This is a genomic window from Terrisporobacter othiniensis (genome assembly GCF_000808015.1).
GTDB classification, from domain to species: Bacteria; Bacillota; Clostridia; order Peptostreptococcales; family Peptostreptococcaceae; genus Terrisporobacter; species Terrisporobacter muris.
In genome coordinates, this window is the sequence record NZ_JWHR01000109.1 from 17608 (window position 1) to 40290 (window position 22683).

28 protein-coding genes and 1 riboswitch are annotated in these 22683 nt (G+C 29.6%); of the genes, 22 read left to right on the forward strand and 6 right to left on the reverse strand.

Annotated elements, in window-relative coordinates; genetic code table 11:
* Positions 1 to 34 precede the first annotated feature (34 nt).
* The 8 genes from QX51_RS11850 to QX51_RS11875 all read left to right on the forward strand — a co-directional run bounded on the left by QX51_RS11850 (position 35) and on the right by QX51_RS11875 (position 5146).
* The gene (locus QX51_RS11850; RefSeq protein ID WP_039680125.1) at positions 35 to 241 is read left to right on the forward strand and encodes a hypothetical protein; all 207 of its coding nucleotides are present in this window, start codon (positions 35 to 37) and stop codon (positions 239 to 241) included.
* A 541-nt stretch (positions 242 to 782) separates the two neighbouring features.
* The gene (locus QX51_RS21230; protein ID WP_039680126.1) at positions 783 to 1247 is read left to right on the forward strand and encodes a GDSL-type esterase/lipase family protein; all 465 of its coding nucleotides are present in this window, start codon (positions 783 to 785) and stop codon (positions 1245 to 1247) included.
* 14 nt (positions 1248 to 1261) lie between these two features.
* Positions 1262 to 1735 (forward strand): DUF4358 domain-containing protein, encoded by a 474-nt coding sequence (locus tag QX51_RS11860; RefSeq protein ID WP_039680127.1) that lies wholly within the window; start codon positions 1262 to 1264, stop codon positions 1733 to 1735.
* Positions 1736 to 1757: 22 nt separating this feature from the next.
* On the forward strand, positions 1758 to 3164 hold the full coding sequence (locus QX51_RS11865) for an MBOAT family O-acyltransferase (RefSeq protein WP_039680128.1): 1407 nt from the start codon (positions 1758 to 1760) through the stop codon (positions 3162 to 3164).
* 18 nt (positions 3165 to 3182) lie between these two features.
* Positions 3183 to 4349, forward strand: coding sequence for a DHHW family protein (locus QX51_RS11870; protein WP_052233029.1), 1167 nt, complete (start codon positions 3183 to 3185; stop codon positions 4347 to 4349).
* A 116-nt stretch (positions 4350 to 4465) separates the two neighbouring features.
* Positions 4466 to 4615 carry a hypothetical protein gene (locus tag QX51_RS20695; RefSeq protein ID WP_161791924.1) on the forward strand — a complete coding sequence of 50 codons (150 nt, stop codon included), beginning with the start codon at positions 4466 to 4468 and terminating at the stop codon, positions 4613 to 4615.
* Positions 4616 to 4618: 3 nt separating this feature from the next.
* Positions 4619 to 4750, forward strand: coding sequence for a hypothetical protein (locus tag QX51_RS21460; protein WP_278246226.1), 132 nt, complete (start codon positions 4619 to 4621; stop codon positions 4748 to 4750).
* 183 nt (positions 4751 to 4933) lie between these two features.
* Positions 4934 to 5146 carry a hypothetical protein gene (locus QX51_RS11875; RefSeq protein WP_039680129.1) on the forward strand — a complete coding sequence of 71 codons (213 nt, stop codon included), beginning with the start codon at positions 4934 to 4936 and terminating at the stop codon, positions 5144 to 5146.
* Positions 5147 to 5238: 92 nt separating this feature from the next.
* On the opposite strand, the gene QX51_RS11880 is transcribed toward QX51_RS11875, so the two are convergent.
* Positions 5239 to 5652 carry a rhodanese-like domain-containing protein gene (locus QX51_RS11880; RefSeq protein WP_052233030.1) on the reverse strand — a complete coding sequence of 138 codons (414 nt, stop codon included), beginning with the start codon at positions 5650 to 5652 and terminating at the stop codon, positions 5239 to 5241.
* A gap of 235 nt (positions 5653 to 5887) precedes the next feature.
* On the opposite strand from QX51_RS11880, the gene QX51_RS11885 reads away from it, so the two are divergent.
* The 7 genes from QX51_RS11885 (at position 5888) to QX51_RS20020 (ending at position 11530) form a co-directional block, all read left to right on the forward strand.
* Positions 5888 to 6112, forward strand: a complete 225-nt coding sequence (locus tag QX51_RS11885) for a hypothetical protein (protein ID WP_039680130.1) — start codon at positions 5888 to 5890, stop codon at positions 6110 to 6112.
* Positions 6113 to 6346: 234 nt separating this feature from the next.
* The gene (locus QX51_RS20925; protein ID WP_018591670.1) at positions 6347 to 6523 is read left to right on the forward strand and encodes a hypothetical protein; all 177 of its coding nucleotides are present in this window, start codon (positions 6347 to 6349) and stop codon (positions 6521 to 6523) included.
* A 42-nt stretch (positions 6524 to 6565) separates the two neighbouring features.
* Positions 6566 to 6760 carry a hypothetical protein gene (locus tag QX51_RS11890; RefSeq protein WP_039680131.1) on the forward strand — a complete coding sequence of 65 codons (195 nt, stop codon included), beginning with the start codon at positions 6566 to 6568 and terminating at the stop codon, positions 6758 to 6760.
* A 244-nt stretch (positions 6761 to 7004) separates the two neighbouring features.
* Positions 7005 to 8204 (forward strand): methionine gamma-lyase, encoded by a 1200-nt coding sequence (megL, locus tag QX51_RS11895; protein WP_039680132.1) that lies wholly within the window; start codon positions 7005 to 7007, stop codon positions 8202 to 8204.
* A gap of 259 nt (positions 8205 to 8463) precedes the next feature.
* Positions 8464 to 9711, forward strand: a complete 1248-nt coding sequence (locus QX51_RS11900; protein WP_039680133.1) for an NAD(P)-dependent oxidoreductase — start codon at positions 8464 to 8466, stop codon at positions 9709 to 9711.
* A 252-nt stretch (positions 9712 to 9963) separates the two neighbouring features.
* Positions 9964 to 10404, forward strand: coding sequence for a hypothetical protein (locus tag QX51_RS11905; RefSeq protein WP_039680134.1), 441 nt, complete (start codon positions 9964 to 9966; stop codon positions 10402 to 10404).
* A gap of 367 nt (positions 10405 to 10771) precedes the next feature.
* Complete coding sequence (locus QX51_RS20020) at positions 10772 to 11530, forward strand: SH3 domain-containing protein (protein ID WP_082007835.1); 759 nt, start codon at positions 10772 to 10774, stop codon at positions 11528 to 11530.
* Positions 11531 to 11658: 128 nt separating this feature from the next.
* Here the strand turns inward: QX51_RS20020 and QX51_RS11915 are convergent, their stop codons facing one another.
* Genes QX51_RS11915 through QX51_RS11935 form a run of 5 tightly spaced genes read right to left on the reverse strand, consistent with a single transcriptional unit; the run spans position 11659 to position 15156 of the window.
* Complete coding sequence (locus QX51_RS11915) at positions 11659 to 12402, reverse strand: TatD family hydrolase (protein WP_039680135.1); 744 nt, start codon at positions 12400 to 12402, stop codon at positions 11659 to 11661.
* Positions 12403 to 13125, reverse strand: a complete 723-nt coding sequence (locus tag QX51_RS11920; RefSeq protein WP_039680248.1) for an ABC transporter ATP-binding protein — start codon at positions 13123 to 13125, stop codon at positions 12403 to 12405.
* On the reverse strand, positions 13106 to 14116 hold the full coding sequence (locus tag QX51_RS11925; protein WP_039680136.1) for an ABC transporter substrate-binding protein: 1011 nt from the start codon (positions 14114 to 14116) through the stop codon (positions 13106 to 13108). The genes QX51_RS11920 and QX51_RS11925 overlap by 20 nt, the downstream gene beginning before the upstream one ends.
* 1 nt (position 14117) lies before the next feature.
* A complete protein-coding gene (locus QX51_RS11930) occupies positions 14118 to 14894 on the reverse strand; it encodes an ABC transporter permease (protein ID WP_039680137.1) in 777 nt (258 codons plus the stop codon).
* The gene (locus QX51_RS11935; RefSeq protein ID WP_039680138.1) at positions 14866 to 15156 is read right to left on the reverse strand and encodes an MTH1187 family thiamine-binding protein; all 291 of its coding nucleotides are present in this window, start codon (positions 15154 to 15156) and stop codon (positions 14866 to 14868) included. Before QX51_RS11935 ends, QX51_RS11930 begins: the two co-directional genes overlap by 29 nt.
* Positions 15157 to 15502: 346 nt before the next feature.
* Positions 15503 to 15599: riboswitch (TPP riboswitch) on the reverse strand.
* 218 nt (positions 15600 to 15817) lie between these two features.
* Between QX51_RS11935 and ggt the strand changes: the two genes are divergently transcribed.
* The 7 genes from ggt (at position 15818) to QX51_RS11970 (ending at position 22673) form a co-directional block, all read left to right on the forward strand.
* Complete coding sequence (ggt, locus tag QX51_RS11940) at positions 15818 to 17431, forward strand: gamma-glutamyltransferase (RefSeq protein WP_039680139.1); 1614 nt, start codon at positions 15818 to 15820, stop codon at positions 17429 to 17431.
* A gap of 76 nt (positions 17432 to 17507) precedes the next feature.
* The gene (locus QX51_RS11945) at positions 17508 to 18029 is read left to right on the forward strand and encodes a nitroreductase (RefSeq protein ID WP_039680140.1); all 522 of its coding nucleotides are present in this window, start codon (positions 17508 to 17510) and stop codon (positions 18027 to 18029) included.
* A gap of 244 nt (positions 18030 to 18273) precedes the next feature.
* Positions 18274 to 18891 carry an AAA family ATPase gene (locus QX51_RS11950; protein WP_039680141.1) on the forward strand — a complete coding sequence of 206 codons (618 nt, stop codon included), beginning with the start codon at positions 18274 to 18276 and terminating at the stop codon, positions 18889 to 18891.
* Entirely contained in the window at positions 18888 to 19781 is an 894-nt protein-coding gene (locus QX51_RS11955; RefSeq protein WP_039680142.1) for a carbohydrate kinase family protein, read from the forward strand. The genes QX51_RS11950 and QX51_RS11955 overlap by 4 nt, the downstream gene beginning before the upstream one ends.
* 88 nt (positions 19782 to 19869) lie before the next feature.
* Positions 19870 to 21852, forward strand: a complete 1983-nt coding sequence (locus tag QX51_RS11960; RefSeq protein WP_039680143.1) for a BglG family transcription antiterminator — start codon at positions 19870 to 19872, stop codon at positions 21850 to 21852.
* A gap of 43 nt (positions 21853 to 21895) precedes the next feature.
* On the forward strand, positions 21896 to 22327 hold the full coding sequence (locus QX51_RS11965; RefSeq protein ID WP_039680144.1) for a PTS sugar transporter subunit IIA: 432 nt from the start codon (positions 21896 to 21898) through the stop codon (positions 22325 to 22327).
* A gap of 52 nt (positions 22328 to 22379) precedes the next feature.
* On the forward strand, positions 22380 to 22673 hold the full coding sequence (locus QX51_RS11970) for a PTS sugar transporter subunit IIB (RefSeq protein WP_039680145.1): 294 nt from the start codon (positions 22380 to 22382) through the stop codon (positions 22671 to 22673).
* Positions 22674 to 22683 lie beyond the last annotated feature (10 nt).

The following is a 22683-nucleotide window of genomic DNA, read 5'->3' on the forward strand; positions in this document are numbered from 1 at the left end:
CAATATAACCGTTTGACTTTAAGGGGGGAGTGACATGGCAAAGTTAGAGGAAACTTTATCAAGATTTTTTGGCGGGGATGACTGTGGATTTAATGGCGGATTATTAATAATAATAGCTATTGTATTTTTACTTTTGGCTACAAACATATTTGATGATATATTTGATGATGATAGCATATGGATTTGGGTGATTTTGATTATATTACTATTATTTAACTTTGATGATGGCTGCTGTTGCTAATGAAAAGCAAATTAATAACCCATTTTAGGTACAAATTTAGTTTGTATTTAAAATGGGTTATTTTTTTAAATCTTTAAAAATTAAAAGAGAATATGTTGATAAAATTGCATTTTGCAGAAAAAGTATTAATTTGTAGATTTTACATATCATTAATTGTTTTTTATATATAATTAAAATGTTATAATATTATTTGTGATAAGAAAGGTAAGTTGACAGCAAGGGAGGAATTATTATCAAAAAGAAAGCATGGGCTATTTCAATAATATCGATAGGTACTATTATAGGGGTAATAAAACTTAATGGTAGTACTGATGCTCTTAATAATACGGATAAAAGAGAAGAGTCACAAGTTATCAAGGGAATTGAAATAATAAAGGGATTAGAAAATAAAGATGTATTAGAATCAGAGGAAAAAATTGACTTTGTACAGTCGAGTTTACAAGGAATTAATATAAATAAAGAAAATAATAATGAAAAAGTTGATCTTATAGATAAGTTTTCAAATTCAGTTATACTAGGAGATTCAAGGGCTGAATCCATAGTGTCATATGAAATTTTAAATAACTCATCAGTGGTTGCTTATAAAGGAAGAAATCTTAAGAGTGCACAAAAAGAAGGCGATATAAATAAAGCTATTAATTTGGCACCGAAAAATATTTTCTTAACTTATGGGTTAAATGATATACAAATATATGGTAATCCTTTAGATTTTATAAAGGAATATGAAAAAATAATAAAAGATATCCAAAATAAATTACCAAATACAAAAATTTATGTAAACTCAATATTTAGAGTAAATAGTAAAGCAATAAGTAAATCTCCAGCCTTAAAAAATGTACCACAGTTTAATGCAGCCATCATGGATATGTGTAATAAACAAGGAGTCACTTATATAGATGCCTCATCAATAGTAGATGATAGTTCATATGAAAGTGATGGAATACATTTCAAACCAAATTTTAATAAAAGATGGGTTGAATTATTGATACAAAAGGCGAATTTATAAGGAGGGAGAAATAGATGAATATTAAGTTAAAAAAGAAGTTACTGGTTGCCACATTACTAGTAACCACTTTAATTACAGCTGGTTGTGGAGTTAACAATGATAAAAGTGTGGATCAAATAGAAAATAGTATGAAAAAAGAAGTAAAGTTTGAAAAAATGGAAAAAGGAGATAGTAAATCTCTTAAACGTTTTTATAAATTAAATGCCAATGACTATGATGGTTTTATTTTATATACACCACAGTCAACAATGGATGTAAATGAAGTATTAATAGTTAAGGTAAAAGATAAATCTCAAATTGAATCTTTAGAAGATAGTATTGATTCTAGAATTAATTATCAGCTACAAAGTTTCTCAGGATATGGACCAGAGCAGTGTGCTTTAGTTAATGATTATGAGTTAAAAACTAAGGGTGACTTTGTGTTTTTTGCTGTCTCTGAAAATGCAAACCAAATTAAAGAAGCATTTTTAGATAGTATTAAGCAGTAAGCATTTCAGAGGAGGCGATTAAATGGTATTCAGTAGTATAGTTTTTTTATTTACATTTCTACCAATATCACTTTTAATTTATTATATTTCACCAAAGAAATTTAAAAATGCCATATTATTGCTAACAAGTTTAGTATTTTATGCATGGGGAGAACCTGTATATATCTTCCTTATGATAGGAACAATTATATTTGATTATATTATGGCGTTGAAAATAGATAAATATAAAAGGGATAGGAAAAAATCAAAGAGATTTTTCATATTTACTCTTTTAGTTAATGTGGGAATTTTAGTATTCTTTAAATATGTTGGATTTATCATAGGTAATATTAATAGTATTTTTTCAATTAATATTCCTTTTAATGAATTGAGTTTGCCAGTGGGGATCTCATTCTATACATTCCAAGTATTATCTTATATTGTAGATGTGTACCTAGGAAAGGTTAAGGTACAAAGAAGCCTTGTTTCTTTTGGAGCTTATGTGACAATGTTCCCTCAGTTAGTTGCTGGGCCTATAGTGCAGTATGAAACAATAGAAGAACAATTAAATTATAGAGAAGAGTCCCTTGAAAAGTTTGGACAAGGAGTAGAGCGTTTTATTCAAGGTTTAGGAAAGAAAGTATTGTTAGCTAACAACATAGGTCTAATATGGACAACAATAAGCGCTACGGACCTTGGAAGTATGTCTGTATTAACAGCTTGGATAGGAATAATAGCTTATACTTTCCAAATATATTTTGACTTTAGTGGATATTCAGATATGGCAATAGGTTTAGGTAAGATGTTTGGATTTGACTTTATAGAAAACTTCAACTTCCCATATATTTCAACAAGCGTAACAGAGTTTTGGAGAAGATGGCATATATCTTTAGGCTCTTGGTTTAGAGATTATATTTATATACCTTTAGGAGGAAATAGAGTTAGTCTTGGAAAGCAAATAAGAAATATATTTGCCGTATGGTTTTTAACAGGACTTTGGCATGGAGCAAGTTGGAACTTTATAGTATGGGGTTTATATTATGGTGTAATTCTTTTACTAGAAAAAATGGTATTTGCTAGAATTTTAGAAAAAACACCAAGGTTTATAAAACATATTTATACCATGTTATTAGTTATAATAGGATGGGTATTCTTTGCTAGTCCAACACTATCTTATGCATTGGATTATATAAAGATAATGTTTGGATTTGGACATAATGTGATTATGGATAGTGCAGGAATTTATTATCTATATACAAATGCAATTATGTTTGTAATTTTAGCAATATGCTCAACACCTATTGTGAAAAATGCTTTAGACAAAATAGTTGTAAAATCAAAATCAAGATATGTTAATGCGTCTTTAATAGCGTATATGTTAATTCTATTTTTAGCTACGGCTTATTTAGTGAATGAAACTTATAATCCGTTCCTATATTTTAGATTCTAGGAAAGGACGTAATTAAATATGAAAAGAAAAAATATTATAAATAAACAAAGACAATATTATAAAACTTCAGCAGTATTATTTATACTTTTTTTAGTATTAGTTGTTGGAGCTAATATAATAACAAAGGATAAGACTTTTTCAGAAAGTGAAAATAGAATGTTGGCAGGTAAGCCAAGATTTACAGTAGATAGATTAATAGAAGGAAGATTTACTTCTAAGTTTGAAGACTATGTGGTTGATCAGTTTATAGGAAGAGATTTCTTTACAAATGTAAAGATGAATGTGGACAGGCTATTAGGTAAAAAAGAGTCTAATGGAGTTTTCCTAGGAGAAGATGGATATCTGATAGAAAACTTTAGCAAGCCTAATGAGGAAGCTGTAAATGAAAATTTGAAGGCTATAAATAATTTTTCTGTTAGATATAAAGATGTAAAACAGTACATGTTAATATCTCCAACTGCAGTAAGTATATTGAAAGATAAATTACCTATGGATGCACCCGTTATAGATCAAGAATCGTATTTACAATCTTACAAAGATAAATTACCATCTAGTGTAACATTTGTAGATAGTTATAAAACGATGTATGACCATAGAAATGAATATATTTACTATAAGACAGATCATCACTGGACGTCACTTGGAGCTTTCTATTCATACAAAGAATTAGCTAAATCTATGGGACTTGATGAAACACCAGAGAATTATTATAAGCAACAGCTAGTTTCAAACGACTTCTTTGGAGCGCTATCATCAAAAAGTGGATATGATGTGAAAGAAGGAGATAAAGTAAATGTTTATTTACCTGAAAAAGAAGATTCAGAACATGTGGTAGTAAACTACGTAGAAGAGCAAGAAAAAACAGCTACACTTTATAATAGTGAGGCACTGGAAAAAAAGGATAACTACGAAGTTTTCCTTAAAGGAAACCATCCTTTAGTAAAAATAAAAACAGATGCTAGAAATGATAAGACTCTATTAATTTTTAAAGACTCTTATGCTAATAGTTTTATACCATTCTTAGTAAAAGATTTTAGTAATATAATAGTGGTTGATCCAAGATACTACTATGAAGATATAGATAAGTTGATGGAACAAGAAAGTGTTGATGAGGTATTATACTTATATAATGCTAATACTTTCTTCAATGATACGTCACTATCACCAGTATTAAATAATGAATAAATAAAAACAGCAGCGCAGGAATCACCATTAGATGAAGACTGGCTGCTGTTTTTTTATAAATTTAGAACTCAACTACTACATAAAGAATAGTATATATGTAGAAATGAGATGTTTTTATGAGAAATAATGATGAATCATATATAAAATATTTAAATGATAACTACAATAAGGATATAAGAGAAGATTTGCTAGAATTAAGTAAATATATACCAGAAAGTAATGGTAGTAGATATTATGAGAAACATAAAAAAATATTGCTGTTATAACTGATGAATTTATGTTTAATTACTACAAAGATGGAAGAAATGAAAGAAGATATAATACTTGATACTAGAAATTGTTTAAATGAAGAAGAAGTTAAAGAACCTGGATTCGTATATAAGCTTTTAGGAAGTAAATAAATAAAAGAATCGAACTATTTAGTTCAATTCTTTTATTTATTTCAGCAGTATTATAAAAATAAAAAACATTAATTCTGAAAAGTTAATATTTAAGGGAGAAATTGTAACAAAATAGCCAATAAAATCATATTTTATAGTAAATAAGCAAGAAGCTTATTAAATATTAAAAAAGGAGAAGTTATTATGTCAGAAAATGCAAATCTTTCAAGATTATTTGGCGGTTTTGATTTTGGGTGTTTTGGAGGATGGCTATTACCATTAATAGTTATATTCTTTATATTTATGGTGGGAGACGATTTACTAGAATTTTTATTCTGTGAAGATTCAGCAATAATATGGATAATATTAATCGTTATGTTACTATTCTTCATGCAAGAAGATGACTGCTGCTGCTAACACTAATTTTAGACAATGAATTAATACTAAGAAAAACAAAAATATTATTAAATAAGACAAAAAGCTATGAAAAGGAGATTTATACTTCCAATTCATAGCTTTAAATTTTTACATAAAACTTCATTTAATTCATTTGATTTAATAGATACAATTCCACCATCTAGAACTTTTGCATCTATACCAAGTAACTTTGCGTATGCCCATAAAGTAGGGCTTCTAAGTCTTCCTTTAGAACAAGCAATGATAATTTTGAATTTTTTATTATTAGAGATTTTTAGTAAATCTGATTTTATATTTTTTATATTTTTTAACAAACCATATATTATAACTAGCTCTGCAATAATTAAATGTTTATGGAGAAAATCATATTGAACCTTATTAATAATAGGTATATTGTGTTGTAATATTTTATCAGAATTATATTGATCCTCGGTCCTTGCATCAATTGTAACTTCATCTGTAATATCATTATATTTAATTAAATATTTTTTGAAAAATATTCTCATAAATTTATCTAGTGTAAGTATATTAATCCCTCCATTAATTATTATATTTTAAGTATTTTACCATATATATAAACTATTTCATATGGAAATTTAAAGGTAATTTTAACTTTATTGAGATTATAGGGAACACTTTTATTTTTTAATCATATTATATAATAGAAGAGTTTTGCCAGTTATCATCGACAGTATTTACATAAACTAGGTAATCTCTTTTATGCTAAAGGGAGGTAATTACATGAATAGTAGTTTGACTAGAATATTTGATGGTTTGGGAGGCACAGGCTGGTGGATAATAGTCCTGTTCTTTTTATTTTTAGCTTTTCAAGAATGCTGGGCTGATATTTGCATTACAGACTGGATTCCTTTCTTAATTTTACTACTAATTGTTTGCTCTTGTAGTGCTTCTGATAATGATTGTGACTGTATGGAAAATAATATGGACTACAATTATAATTGCTAAATAAGGAGCAAAAGTAATACCTGGTTTAAGGTGGCTACTGCATGGAGATTATGTGATCTTTGGCAGTAGCTCACCTATAAATTAAAAATGTTAACAAAATGATGAAAATTTTTATTTAATACTAACGCAAAAATTATTATCACAAATAATAAGATTTGCATATTATATGTTAAGAGCGAGAGCTCAAGAAATTAAAATTAAAAAAATATATATATCAACAGGAGGTATACAACAATGTTAGACAGATTATTTGGGGATGAAGGATTCTTTGGAGCAGGAGCTTGGTGGATAATAGTATTATTCTTCTTATTCTTAGCATTTGGTGAAAGCTGGGTAGACATAGACATAATGGCTTGGATACCATTCTTAATTATACTATTAATACTTTGCAGCTGTGGAGACTGCTTCTAGACTAATCAAGTAATAAATCATAATAAGTAGGGGGACAAAATAATGTTAGATAGACTATTTGGTGGCTGTGGATGTGATGAAGGAATGTTTGGAGGATGGTGGATAATAGTACTATTCTTCTTATTCTTAGCATTTGGTGAAAGTTGGGTAGACATAGATATCTGTGCTTGGATACCATTCTTAATATTACTATTAATAACAGTTAGCTGTGGTGGCTTACTTGGTGATGAATGCTAATTTAATTCAATTCACAATTAAAGTTAAGAGATAAATAAGTAAGGATTAGCGTTAACTTATATTTATATAAGCTAGCGCTAATTTTTTATGATTGTATGAAAAAAGCATTAATACATGTTAATAAAATAGCAAAATTATTAAGATTCAGTTGTATGAAAATGTTTAAAGAAATATAATTAAAGTAAGTACATAATAATTAATTTTAACATAAAATTTTTATTAAAAAATTAGGGGGTACTTGTTTATGAACAATGATTCGTTAAAGAAAATGGGATTTGCAACTAAGGCAATTCATGCAGGAACTACAGAAAACACACCGGGAACATTAGCAACTCCAATCTATCAAACATCAACATTCTATTTTGACTCAGCTGAACAAGGTGGAAGAAGATTTGCAGGAGAAGAAGGAGGGTATATCTATTCGAGACTAGGAAACCCAACAACAAAAGTATTAGAAGATAAAATTGCAATACTAGAAGGTGGGGAAGCAGCTGCAGCCATGTCCTCAGGTATGGGGGCTATATCTTCGGCTCTTTGGACACTTTTAAAGGCGGGAGATCATGTTGTAGCATCAAAAACTTTATATGGATGTACTTTTGCATTACTTAATCATGGACTAACAAGATATGGAGTAGAAGTTGATTTTGTAGACGTTACTGATCCAGAAAATGTTAGAAAGGCAATGAGAGAAAATACAAAAGTAGTTTATCTAGAAACTCCAGCAAATCCAACTATGTTGATTACAGATATAGAAGCAGTAAGTAAGATTGCTCATGAGGTAGAAGGATGTCAAGTTATGGTTGATAACACTTTCTGTTCACCTTATTTGCAAAGACCACTTGAACTAGGAGCAGATATAGTAGTTCATTCTGCAACAAAATATATAAATGGGCATGGTGATGTTATAGCAGGCATAGTTGTGGGAAGAGAAGATTATATTACTCAAGTTAAGATGTTTGGTATAAAAGATATGACAGGAAGTGTATTAAGCCCTAATGATGCATTTTTAATGATAAGAGGTATGAAAACACTTCAAATAAGAATGGATAAACACTGTGCTAATGCTATGGCAGTTGCAAAGTTCTTAGAATCACACCCTGCAGTAGAAAAAGTTTATTATCCAGGATTGGAAAGTTTTGAAGGACATGAATTGGCAGCAAAACAAATGAGTCAGTTCGGTGGAATAATGGCATTTGAAGTAAAAGGTGGAGTAGAAGCAGGTAAGAAATTAATGAATAGTCTTCATCTATGCATATTAGCAGTAAGTTTGGGAGATGCAGAAACTCTAGTAGAGCATGCAGCCTCCATGACACACTCACCATATTCTAAGGAAGAAAGAGAAGCAGCAGGAATAAGTGATGGGCTAGTTAGAATCTCTGTTGGATTGGAAGATGTGGAAGATATTATAGGAGACTTAAAACAAGGACTAGATCAGTTATTATAAAATTTGATCTAGACAATTAATTTGATTAAAATAAATATGTTTATAAATTTAAAGTTTTGTAATTAAAAAAGCTACCCAGAGATTTTCTCTGAGTAGCTTTTTATTGTACATGAGTGTTTTAGTAAAATATTATGGGTATTTTAATATTTATGCAGATAAGAAGATGTTTATTAGTTATTTTTTTTTGCAAAATAAAAAAAATATAAGTAAAATAAAATAAGTAGAAATTTACATATTAAAATTCATCAGGAGGGTAGTTATGAGAAATATAGACATAAATAAGCTACAAGAGGAAGTCAACAGATGCCTTCTTTGTAAAAAGCCAAGATGTAAGGCAAACTGTCCAATAGAGACACCAATCCCAAAGATAATTGAACTTTATAAGGCTGGTAAGATAGAAGAAGCTGGAGAGATTTTATTTAATAATAATCCATTATCAGCAGTATGTGGAGTAATATGTCCTCACGAAAATCAGTGCTTAGGACATTGTATTAAAGGAATAAAAGATAAGCCGATAAAGTTTCATGAACTAGAAACTCATATATCTAGTGAATATTTAAAAAATGCAAAGTTTAAACAAGAGAAAAAACTAGAAGATAGAATAGCGATAGTTGGTTCAGGACCTGCAGGAATTACACTAGCATTTATTTTAGCCAAAAGAGGATACAAAATCACAATATTTGAGAAAAATTCAGAAATAGGTGGGGTACTTAGATATGGTATACCTGATTTTAGATTATCAAGGGAAGTTCTAGATAATATAGAAGAAAGGCTTTTAGACTTAGATATAAAAATCAGATATAATGCTTTAGTTGGTCCAGTTTTAACACTTGATAAATTGATGGAAGATGGATATAAGGCTATATTTATAGGAACAGGAGTGTGGAATCCAAAACCACTTAGGATAAAGGGAGAAAGCTTAGGACATGTTAATTATGCCATAAATTACTTAAAGTCACCTAAATCATTTAGATTGGGAGAAAAAGTAGTAATTATAGGAGCTGGAAATGTGGCGATGGATGCAGCAAGAACTGCAAAGTATTATGGAGCAAAAGAAGTAACTGTTGTATATAGAAAAGATTTTGAACATATGACAGCTACAAATGCAGAGATAGAAGATGCAAAAGAAGAAGGCGTAAGGTTTGAATTATTTAAGTCTCCTGTAGAAATAGTGGATGAAGGTGTTGTATTTATTGATACAAAAATGATTGAGGAAGATGGAAAAGAGAAGATGATTAATGTAGAAGGATCAGAAAAGTTAATGGAAGCTGATTCTGTGATAATAGCTGTTAGTCAAAGTCCTAAAAATAATATTGTATCAAATACAGAAAATTTGGAAACGAACAGACATGGACTGCTTGTAATAGATGATATTGGGCACACAACTAAAGAAGGAGTATTTGCTTCTGGTGACGTAGTTACAGGTGCAAGGACTGTTGTAGAAGCAGTAGCTCATGGTAAAAAAGTAGCTGATGCAATTGATGAATTTGTAAGGAAAAATAATTAAATAAATAGATAATATGGCTAGAGTGAAAATTATAAAATATTTTAACTCTAGCTATTTTTAATTGTAATAAATTTATATTTTATATGATTTGTAGACAGTGATGAGGTAATTTACCAATGTAGAAACTTAATATAAGGGAAAATTTTGTTTTTGTGCATTAAATTAGAAAATAAAGATAAAAATTACATTAAAGTAAAATTATTTGTAATATGAACAATATATAAAAATATAATGGATAAAGGAGTGAGTAATTTGACAGATGATAGAAATGTAGATGACATATTAGAAAACTTTACACAATTTTGGGGGAGATTAGCTGAAGAATTTCCACCAAAAGATTCCTATGAAATATATAGGGATAAAGCAAAATCTGCTCAAAATAAAGACGAAGCTCTTAACTTTATGCACAAATCCGTTTCAGAAGCAAAAAAGATGATTCCTAAAAATGCGCTGGAAGGAATGGACGGTGAGACATGGCTAAGTCAAAATGCCAGACCCTATATAATGATGAGAAAAGAGCTGGCAGAGATGTATGTTTACTTTAGACTAATTGATGAAGCTGTTAAAGAATATTTTGATATTTTAGATATGGATGCTTTTGACAATCTTAATATTAGAGGCAACTTAGCAAGTTTACTGCTCAATGAAAATAGATATGAAGATTTTGAAAGATTGATTAGTAACTATTGGTAAATAAATTTTAAATATATATAATAAAAATGAATGAGAACTGGTCTCTTATGGGGCTAGTTTTTTTGTGGAAAAATGCAAGATAATCAAAAATTACAATTAGGAAAAGGTTACAAAATAATTAAAAATTAATTTTTTTTAGAAAAACTGATTAGAGAATGAAAGTGTTGGAAATGCTTGGATTACATTATGGTAAATAAGTGAAAAATATTTAAAATGTAACTGATTTGTAATTTTTTTACTGTAAAACACTTTAAAAAGTTACAAAAATGTAATATAATACATATATAAAGTTACAAATGAAAACAAAGACAAAAAGAATTTTTAATTTGAAATATAGTCCTAAAAAATTAATATAGGGGGAAGATGTATGTTTAAAAAAAGTTTAAAAGCGACGGCATTTGTATCATCATTAGCAATAATGTTTGGTATGGCTAAGCCTATAAATGTGGATGCAGCAACTACTTATGTAATGGCAACAGGAAGTGTAAATGTTAGAACAGGAGCATCAACTAAATATAAATCAATAGATAAACTTAAAAAAGGTAAAGTAGTAAAAGTATTATCTTCAAGAAATGGATGGTACAAAGTACAATTATCTAGTAGTAAGACTGGATGGTCTAGTAAAAAATATTTAACAACTACAAATGCTACGGTAAAATCTAGTGTAAACGTTAGAACAGGAGCATCAAAAAAATACAAAGTCATAGATAAACTTAGTAAGGGAGAAAAGGTAAAAGTATTATCTTCTTCAGGCGATTGGCGCAAAGTACAATTTGATGGTGATGAAATTGGATGGTCTCATGAAGACTATATAAAGAAAACAAGTTCATCAAGTTCATCAGGATCATCAATGAACGTAAAGAAAAAATTAACTGTTAAAGCTTACGCATACACAGGTGGTGGATACACAGCAACAGGAACGAAAGCTAAATATGGAACATTAGCAGTAGATCCAAAGGTAATTCCTTATGGAACTAAAGTTTATATAAAAGAATTAGATAAAGTTTTCACTGCAGAAGATTGTGGTGGTGGAATAAAAGGAAATAAAGTAGATATATATATGAACTCAGAATCTGCTTGCAGAAACTGGGGAGTTAGAACAATAACATTACAAATATTAAAATAGAAAATGAAGAGTAAGGTAAATTCCTTGCTCTTTTTTATATATTAGTATAATAATTTGAAAAATAGAAGTTAAAAATAGCAACTATTTCAGATATTTAATATCTAAGATAGTTGCTATTTTAATTCGTATTATTTGCTGAGTATACTGTTATAAGTTTTAGTTATATTATATTTTAATTCATCAAGTTGAATATCTTTTGCACTACACATGCTGTTATACACATTAATAATCTCACTAGGCATGCCATAAGCACCGTTAACCCATTCTAAAGCAGTAGGACCGTCTGTTTCTGCTAGAATATGATCTAGAGGAACTAGTTTGGCAATTTCTTTGCTTTTTTGTGAAGTATTTATATCCACACTTAAAGTAAAATAAGAATTACTATCTATAAATTTATTTAAAGTATGAAAATCACCGCTATACCAGTGGATTATAGATTTTTCTAGCATATTTTCTTTATTTAAAATATCATAAACTAATTTTTCTGCGCCTTTAGTATGGATATTTAAAAATTTATCATAAGTTTTAGCTTTTTTTACAAAGTGTTTAAAAACTTCAATCTGAGGTTCAAAGGTTGATTTATCTTCTACCCAGTGAAAATCTAGACCAACTTCGCCTATGATTTTGCTACTTTTTATATAATCATCATAAATATCCAAGTTGGGAACTTTATCAGTAATTTTCCAAGGATGTATACCAAAAGTAGGTATAATATTAGAACATGACTTGGAAAACTCAAAATTCTTCTTATAACTTTCTTCATCCATAGCACAGGATATTACTTTTATATTATTTTCATTTATATCATCATAAACCTTTTGTAATTCATGGTCTTTGTAGAAATCTATATGACTGTGAAAATCTATATACATTTATAAATAACCTAAGATTTCTTTCTTAAGTTTTGCCACATTTTCCAAGTTATCTTTATTATAGACTCTATTGTCTACAAATATTTCCTTAGTAATTACAGCAGGTTTATTTGATAAAATATAAATTCTATCTGATAAAAGTATTGCTTCATCAATATCATGAGTAATAAGCAATATGGTAGATTTAATTTCTTTTTTTATATCTAGTAGCCAGTTTTGCATGGAAGATCTCGTGATAGAATCCAGTGCGCCAAAAGGTTCATCAAGGAGCATAATATCGCTGGAATTAACAAAAGTTCTCATAAAGTTAACTCTTTGTCTCATACCACCAGAAAGCTCATTTGGATATTTATTTTCGTAGCCTTCCAGACCAAAAGTAGAAAAGTAAGGCTTAACTATTTCGCGACTTTTTTTCTTTTTTTCACCTTTTAAAACTAAAGGTAAAGAAACATTGTCTATTATATTTTTGTAAGGAAGAAGAAGGTCTTTTTGGTACATATAACTGAAACGACCGTTAATATCTACCTCACCAGAGTCACATGTAGTTAAGTTGGAAAGTATGTTGAAAATAGTACTTTTACCACAACCACTAGGACCTATGATGGAAACTATTTCATCCTCATAAACATGCAAATCAATATCTTTTAAAATAAGTTTGTCTTTGTATTTTTTTGATAAATTACTAATAACAATCTTCTTATTATTAGTTTGGTAAGAATTCATTTGTATATGCATCACTTGCTTTCATATCCTTGTTTATTAATTTATATTCTTTCATGAAATCAGTGTAGTTATCCCAAACACTATCCTTCATTTCGCCCCATTTAGAAGCATCATCTATATATTTGCTTGCTAAATATTTTTGACTTTCAATAGCCAAGTCTTCGTTTATTTCAGGAGCGTGCTTTAATAATATTTTTGCACTTTCTTCAGGATTTTTAACACAATCTTCATATCCTTTGCTTGTTGCAGCTAAAAACTTTTTAGCAAGCTCTGGATTATCATTTATTATTTTATCGTTAGTTACTAAAAGAGGAGTGTAGTAGTCTAATCTCTTGTCTAAATCTTTAGTAGCTATAAAGTTAATATCTTCGCCACGAAGTTTTGCTTCCACACCTGTCCAACCTTCGAAAATATTGGCTATATCTATGTCACCTTTAGTAGCTGTGAAGAAGTCATCTTCTCCTATATCTACTATTTTAATTTTGCTAAAATCAGCATTGTTGTTAGTCATAATTGCATTTAAAGTGGCTTTTTCTGACTCTGATCCCCATCCACCATAAGTTTTGTTTTCAAAATCTTTTACAGTTTTTATATTTTTACTTGCTGGAGAAGCAAACCCAGAAGTATTATGTTGGATAATTGTTGCTATAGCTTTTATTGGAAGTGGATCTTCACTAGTTTTCGCGTAAGTAACATCTTCTTGATAACTTACACCGAAATCAGCCTTACCAGTAGCAACTATAGTAGTAGCACTACCATCAGCTGGTTGAATTATTTCAACATCTAAACCTTGTTCTTTATAGTATCCTTTATCAAGGGCAACGTATAATCCTGTATGGTTAGTATTTGGAGTCCAATCTAGAACGACAGTAACTTTTTCTAAATCTGAACTTCCTTCTTGTTTTTCAGTACCTTTGTTTGAGCAACCAGTCACTAAACCTATAGTAAGTAGTGCTGATGTCATTAATGATATGCTTTTTTTTAATTTCATCTTACTCTCCTTTGTACTTATGTTTTAATATTATTTTCTTTAAAATATTTATAATCATTACAAATATTAAACTAAATATTATTACTAATATTGTTGATGCAAATACCTTATCTAGGGCATAAGAACTTTTCGCTCTTACCATATAAACACCAAGTCCAACGCTTCCACCTAACCATTCAGCAACAGTTGCTGCAACAAATGCGTAAGTGGCAGAAATTTTTAATCCTGTAAATAAACTTTCCAAAGACATGGGAAGTTTTAGATGGATAAAAGTGCTTAATTTACTAGACTCCATAGTTTTGAATAAATTTATATAGTCTTTATCTATGTTTTCCATGCCATCCACAAAATTTATTAATATGGGGAAGAAACAAGTAGTCATTACCATGATTATTTTTGGTAGTGAATCAAATCCAAACCATATTATAAGTAGTGGAGCTATGGTTATTGTTGGTATCATTTGAGATACTAACATTATGGGATAGAAACATTTTTTTATAAATGGAACAAAGTCCATAATAGTTCCTATTAATAATGCTAACAATATGGAAAATACAAATCCTAAAACAGACTCTTTTAAAGTGATTAAAGAGTGCATTTGTAAATTGGCAAAGTCTGAGCTAAAAACCTTTATTATCTCACTTGGTGCAGGCATTATATATTTGGGGATATGGTTGCTTACAACAATAAACTGCCATATTAAAATAATACTTATAAATGTTACAAGTGGATAAATATAATTTTTAATTTTATCTGTGATTTCTAAGTTTGTCTTCAATTGTTAAGCCTCCAGCTTTTTCGTCAACCCTAGCAACTGTTATTACTCTTTCACATCCTAGTTGAAAAGGTATTTTGTGCATTACTTTTATTAAATCAAATACTTCTTCAAATTCCCCTTCAAATGTAGTACTCATAGCACCAATTTCGTACTTAAGTCCACTTTCTTTTACTTTTTCGATGCAAGCATCTACTACTTTGTACATTTCATCTTCACCTGTATAAGGTCTAAGAGGCATTACTGCCACGTCTGCTATAACCATTATTATCTCTCCTTTTTATTTAAATACCCTAAATATAAAATTCGCTTCGCCTGAGCGACGTGTCGGCGAAACACTTCATATCGCCAAAATTGAGAAGCATATCGTCAACGATATATCATCGTTACCACTTCGGATAAATCCGTTACTCAAACGAGATGCCTTCGTTACCACTTTAAGCCACTGTGTGGGCGCTATGAAATTTCAGGCAACGACCTTGCTCAAAATATACTTTTTACGTATTATATACTCATTGATATTTTTTATTTTATAAATGTAAATAAAAAATGCTATACCCGTAGGTATAGCATGCATAATCGAATTTAAAACCCTAGAATTTTTATGGGAAATAAAGTGGATGAAGCTTTCCTACGCTGGTATTATCCAGATCAGGTACAAGGGTCGGTAAAACCTCTCAGCCAATTAAGGCACCCCTAGCAATTATTTACTTTCAACTTCATTATAGTTGATTACAAAAGATTGTCAACTATGAATTTAAGTATAGATTCGGATAGTTTGATTGTCAGATGATATAAAATATACTATATATGTAATTAGGAGAATAAATACTTCAGTTAATGGAATTAAGATAAGAAAGATTTTTTAGTTAATAATAGAGATTTTATAGTTAAAGTGAAAATATTATATCTGGGGGAGGAAGGATATGAACTTTACTTCAAGTAAGAATAAATACAATTCCATAAGAAATGTTGTTTATGGAAAAAATGGAGCAGTGGCAACATCAACACCAATTGCAGCTGGGGCAGGTTTAGATATTTTGAAAAAAGGTGGAAATTCAGTAGATGCAGCCATAGCAACAGCAGCTTGCCTTACAGTAGTTGAGCCAACAGGATGTGGAATAGGTGGAGATGCTTATGCATTGGTGTGGATTGAGAAGGAGAAGAAGCTTTATGGGTTAAACTCCAGTGGATTTGCGCCACAGAGAATGAAACTGAAAGAATATGAAGGGATGACTGCCATGCCTAAGTATGGATTTGGAGCTGTAACAGTTCCAGGAATACCTGCTGCATGGGCAGAGCTTAATAGAAAATATGGCAAGTTAAGCTTGCTGGAATGTTTAAAACCTGCCATAAATTATGCAAGAGATGGATATGCTGTGGGAAAAACCGTATCTAAATTATGGCAGACAGCTTATGATGAGTACGAAGAGAACTTAGTGGGAGAAGAGTATAAGTACTGGTTTGACACCTTTGGAAAAAAAGGAAGAGCGCCAAGGGCTGGAGAGATTTTTAAGTGTGAAGAAATGGCAGCAACTCTTGAAGAAATAGGAAGAACCAATAGTGAAAGTTTCTATAGAGGAAGCTTGGCTGACAAAATAGATGAGTTCTCTAGAAAATATAATGGTTTTATTAGAAAAAGCGATTTAGAGAAGTTTTATCCTCAGTGGGTGGAACCAATTAGTACAGAATATAAAGGATATAATGTTTTTGAAATACCACCAAATGGTCATGGAATAACAGTGCTTATGACTCTTAATATATTAAAAGGTTTTGACTTGGATAATAACAGAGAAAACTTGGACAATTATCACAAAATCATAGAAAGTTTAAAACTTGCCTTTGCTGACAGTAAGTCCTATGTAACAGATATAAAGGAAATGAAAGTTAAGGTAGAAGCATTATTAAATGAAGAATATGCAAAGGAAAGAAGAAAACTGATAAGTTCAAAAGCAATTGAACCTGTTTGTGGAGATCCATATTCACCGGGAACAGTGTATTTATGTAGTGGTGACAAAGAAGGAAATATGGTTTCATACATACAAAGTAATTATACGGAATTTGGTTCAGGGCTAGTGGTTCCAGGTACAGGTATAGCTCTTCATAATAGGGGAAATAACTTTAGCTTAGATAAAAATCATGTAAATGTAGTGAAGCCTTTTAAGAAGCCGTATCATACCATTATTCCAGGATTTTTGTGTAAAAATAATGAAGCAGTGGGAGCTTTTGGAGTTATGGGAGCTTTTATGCAACCACAGGGTCAACTACAAGTACTTACTAACTTGATTGATTTTAATATGAATCCTCAAGAAGCTTTGGATGCACCTCGTTGGCAGTGGATTAAAGGTAAGGAAATTCAAGTAGAAAGTGATATAAATGAAGAAATTGTAGAAGGCCTTAGAGAAAAGGGTCACGAGATTACAGTTATGGATGATTTTACAAATATGGGTAAAGGTCAAATTATATTAAAAAATGCCGAATCTGGATCCTATGTTTGCGCTACAGAAAAAAGATGTGATGGTTATGTGGCCGCTTGGTAAAGTTTTGATGAAAAAATATATTTAATGAGCTAATATTATTTATAAAATGAAGTTTATTATGAAAGGGGAAAAAATTATGAATGAAACATTGAAAACATTAAAAGAAAGAAGAAGTATAAGAAAGTATAAAAAAGAACAAATAAGTGATGAGCAGCTGAACCTAATATTAGAAGCTGGATCTTATGCACCAACAGGAATGGGAATGCAATCTCCGATTATGGTAGTTGTGCAAGATGAAGAAACAATAAAAGAATTATCTAAGATGAATGCTGATGTTATGGGAACAGATTCAGACCCTTTCTATGGAGCGCCAACTGTTGTAGTTGTACTTGCTGATAGAGGATGCAGACCTACATATGTGGAAGATGGATCTCTTGTTATGGGGAATCTTATGAATGCAGCTCATTCAGTAGGAGTTGATTCGTGTTGGGTTCATAGAGCAAAGGAAGTATTTGCAAGTGAAAGAGGTCAGGAATTGCTTAAGAAGTGGGGAGTTGAAGGTGACTATGTGGGAATAGGTCATTGTATCTTGGGATATAGAGATTGTGAGTATCCTGAAGCTAAGGAAAGGAAAGAAAATTATATAGTTAGAGTATAGTTTATGGAGGAGTTACCTGGAGTATGGGTAACCCTTTTTTATTTGGAAAAATAAATGGGTATTCAAAATTAATTATGTGAAAAATTGGTGATTATAATGATTATAATTATAATAATTATATAAAAATTATTTTACATTATAATTAATTACGGAAATGAAAAATGATAAATGCGGAAAAAGTATGTCTAGATAATAAGGAAATTGGTGTTACCATTTAAATATACATTATGAGAGGTGGAAACAGATGAAAACAATTATTTTATTAGCTGGTTATCCAGGGACAGGCAAAACTTATATGTGTAATAAAATATTATCAAAATTTCCTTATTTCTACATTGTGTCACAAGACAAAATAAAAGAAGAAAATTTTGATAAGTATGGTTACAAGAATTTAGAAGAAAGAAATAAAATTATAGAAAAATGTAGGGATGAGTTTTATAGAATAATGGAAGAAAATATGGATAAACAAAATAATATTATTTCGGATTATCCATTTAGTGAAAAGCAAAAGAGTATAATAGAAGATTTATCAATCAAATATAAATATAAAGTAATAACTATAAGGCTCATAGCTGATTTAGAAGTTTTATATAAAAGGCAATTAGATAGAGATTTAGATGAAAGTCGTCATTTATCTCATATAATGAGTTCTTATCATAAGGGACAAATTTTAAAAGATAGAAGGAAAGCAGATTTACTAGTTTCCCATGATGAGTTTATTAATAGATGTAAAACTAGAGGATATGGTGAGTTTCAATTGGGAGATTTAATTGAAGTAGACGTAACTGATTATTCTAAGATTGATTATGATAATATTAATGAACAGATTGGTAAACTCATAGGAAAGGTGGAAGCTATATGAAAAAAGTATGCTGTATAGGGCAAAGTGTGTATGATATGACGTACCCAATTCATGAAGATGTTAGTGAAAATAGAAAATATAGAGTCACTGAAAAATTTGAATGTATGGGAGGTCCAGCAACAAATGCTGCATATCTTAATGCAAAGTGGGGAAATGAAACGTGTCTTATTTCTAGGGTAGGTAATGATTTATATGGAAAAAAAATACTGTCTGGGTTAAAAGATATAGGTGTAAATACTGAATTTGTAAAAATTTGTGGTCAAGATACTTCTGTAAGTGCAGTAATCTCAAATTTAAGTAATGGAAAAAGAACAATATTTAACTGTCCTGCAAATAAGGAAGAAATAAATTTTGAATATCCAAAAGATATAGATGTTATTTTAGTAGATGGTCATGAACTTAAGGCATCTTTAGAGATATTGAATTTATTCCCTAAAGCAAAAAGCTTAATTGATGCAGGTACATATAAACCAGAACTAAAAGAATTAATAAGTAAAGTTGATTATTTAATTTGCTCTGAAGATTTTGCAAAGCAATATACTAACTTGGAAATTGACCTTGATGATAATGATTCTATAACTACAATTTTTAAAAAATTAAAAAAATTGAATGATAAGCAGATTGTAGTAACAATGGGTGAAAGAGGCTTATTATATGAAAAAGATGGAGTAATAAATCATATGAAAGCTTTTGAGTGTAAACCTCTTGACACAACAGGAGCTGGTGATATCTTCCATGGTGCATTTGCTTACTGCTTAGCAAAGGATTATACATTAGAAGAAAGTTTGAAAATAAGTTCTATGGCATCGGCAATATCAGTAGAGACAATGGGAGGTCAGGTATCTATACCTTCGCTTGAAAAAGTAATAGAAAGAATAAAAAAGTCATAGGTGATGCGGAAATTTCCGTACAGTTGAGGAAAATGTATAGCCCTAATAAACATATAGAAATAATACAATAAGATTAGGGGGAAAGAAATTGACATTATTTAGTAATAAAAGAGTTGTTAAAATACTAGAAATTTTGATGGATAGTCAAAAGCATATAAGTGGAGAGAGAATCTCTATAGAACTTGGTGTGACATCAAGAACAGTAAGATCTGATATTAAAGAATTGAACAAATACTTAAATGACAATGGAGCAAATATTATATCTGTCACGGGAGTGGGATATAGTTTGGAAGTTGAAGATGAGAATAAATTCAATTATTTTCTAAAAGATGTAAAACTGGTTAAACAAGGAAGTAGTGAACAACTTAATATAATACCAACTTATTCAGAAGATAGAATTAATTATATTATTTCTAAGTTGCTAATGAATAGTTTAAAAGATAAAAATAAATCGATTAATCCATATAATCTATGTGACGAACTATTTATAAGTTCTTCTACATTAAAAAAGGATGTGGCGAGTATAAATACACATCTAGCCAGATTTGACTTAAAAGTAGTTATAAATCAGAGTAAGGGAATATTTATAAAGGGAAAAGAGTCAAATATCAGATATTGTATAGCAGACTATATTTTCAATAAAAGGGAAATCGTTAACCTTGAAAATATTGAATTTTACAATGAAATATTTTCGAGAACGCTATTAGAAACTACAGAAAATGTACTTTTAAATGTTTTATCTGAATACAATGTACATCTTACTGATATTTCATTTAAAAACCTGTTAGTTCATGTGTTGATTATGATTAAAAGATATAAGTATAATCAAGCAGTGTTATTTGATAGTACTAGTATAGAGTTTTTAAAGAACACAAAGGACTACTTGATTGCAAAAGATATAGTTGAAAAAATTGGAGAAGCAGTAAAGGTAGATTTTAGTGATGAGATATATTACTTAACTCAACACTTAGTATCGAGTAAAAAATTCTCAAATCAAGATGATAGTATTTATTTTGAATATAAGGGTGTAATAGATAAAATACTTGAAGCTATAAAATCTCAGATAGGAGTAAATTTATTAGAAGATCTACAATTAGTTAATGGACTGGCAGTTCATTTAAATGTAGCGCTTAATAGAATGAAGTTTAATATGAATATTAGAAATGATTTCTTAGATTCTATAAAAAATTCATATCCATTTGCTTTTGAGTTAGGAATAATAGCGTCGAATGTTATAAGAAAAGAGTATAATGTTTCAGTTAATGAAAATGAAATTGGTCTTTTAGCAATACACTTCGGGGCTGCGCTTGAAAGGATAGGCATTAATAGTAAAAAATCTGTTAAAAATGTTACCATTGTTTGTGGGTTTGGTATAGCAACAGCAATGTTAATAAAAGAGAAAATACTAAGATTCTTTGATAATAGAGTTAATATCTTAAATATAAGTTCGTTACATGATTTTGATAAAACAATGCTTGATAATTCTGATGTGGTAATAACAACAGTACCAATTACGAAATTCCAATCTAGTAAAATTATAGAGGTACCTTTAAACCTTGGGTTTAAACACTTACAAAGGATAGAAGATATTATGCTAGGGGAAGAAAAAATAGCAATGGATTATAAGGAAATTTTAAAAGAAGATTTATTTTTTAGAAAGTTAAAAGCTAGTAGTAAAGATGAAGTATTAGAAATTTTAACTAATAGGATGATAGATCTAGGGTATATGGATGAGAATGCAAAAGAATCTGTGTATTCTAGGGAAAGAATGTCTACAACAGAATTGGGAAATTTAGTTGCTTTACCCCATATTTTAGAATTAAATGGAAATAATGCTTCGGTTAGTGTAGCAGTATTGGATAAGCCTGTAATTTGGGATAAAGAGAAAGTTCAAATAGTTTTACTTCTCAACATTTCAAAAGAATTTATTAATGAGTGGGAACAAATATTTAAGAATTTATACAATTATCTTATTGTAAAATCAGGAGTTAACAAGCTTATAAAAGGAATAAGTTACAGTGAGTTTATTAATGATTTGATAGAAAATAATGCTGTTAACAGTGCAATTTAATAATAAACACTGTTTGAATTTCATGATAAGAGGGGAAATTTAGATGTTTCAAATAGAATTTAATGAAAAAAATGTAAAGTTAAATATTAAAGCAGATGGATGGGAAGATGCAGTAAGGCAAGGAGCTCAAATACTTGTTGACAATGGACAAGTAGAGCCACGATATGTGGATGAAATTATAAAAGCTATAAAAAAATTTGGACCATATATTGTAATTTCAGATGGATTAGCTATACCTCATACGAGACCAGAAAATGGGGCAATCGATATCGGTTTTTCATTAATAACATTAGAAGAGCCAGTAAAGTTTGATGAAGAAACAAGCCCAGTAAATGTTATGATTTGCTTTTCTGCAGTAAACGGAAATAGCCACTTAGAAATATTAAGAATGATTGTTAACTTTGTTGAAGAAGGAAAAATAGAAAAAATTGCAAAGTTACAAAATATAAGCGAATTACTAGAATTAACAAAATAATTAACTAGTTTTTCATAGATATAATACTTTAATTAATAGGAGGAGTTTTAATATGTTAAATATTTTAATGGTTTGTGGAGCAGGTTTAGGAAGTAGTTTTGCGTGTCAAATGAGTGTGGAAACTGTATTACAAGATTTAGGTGTAGAAGCTAAATTAGATCACTGTGATATATCAAGTGCAGCTGGGATGAGAGCGGATATTATAATATCTGGTAAAAATTTTGAATCACAATTCAAGCAATATAGTATAGATGCAGAAAAAATATTTTTAAATAAATTAATAGATAAAACAGAAATAAAAGAAAAGTTAGTACCAGTTTTAAGAAAATTTAATGTGGAAGTATAAATTACAGCAT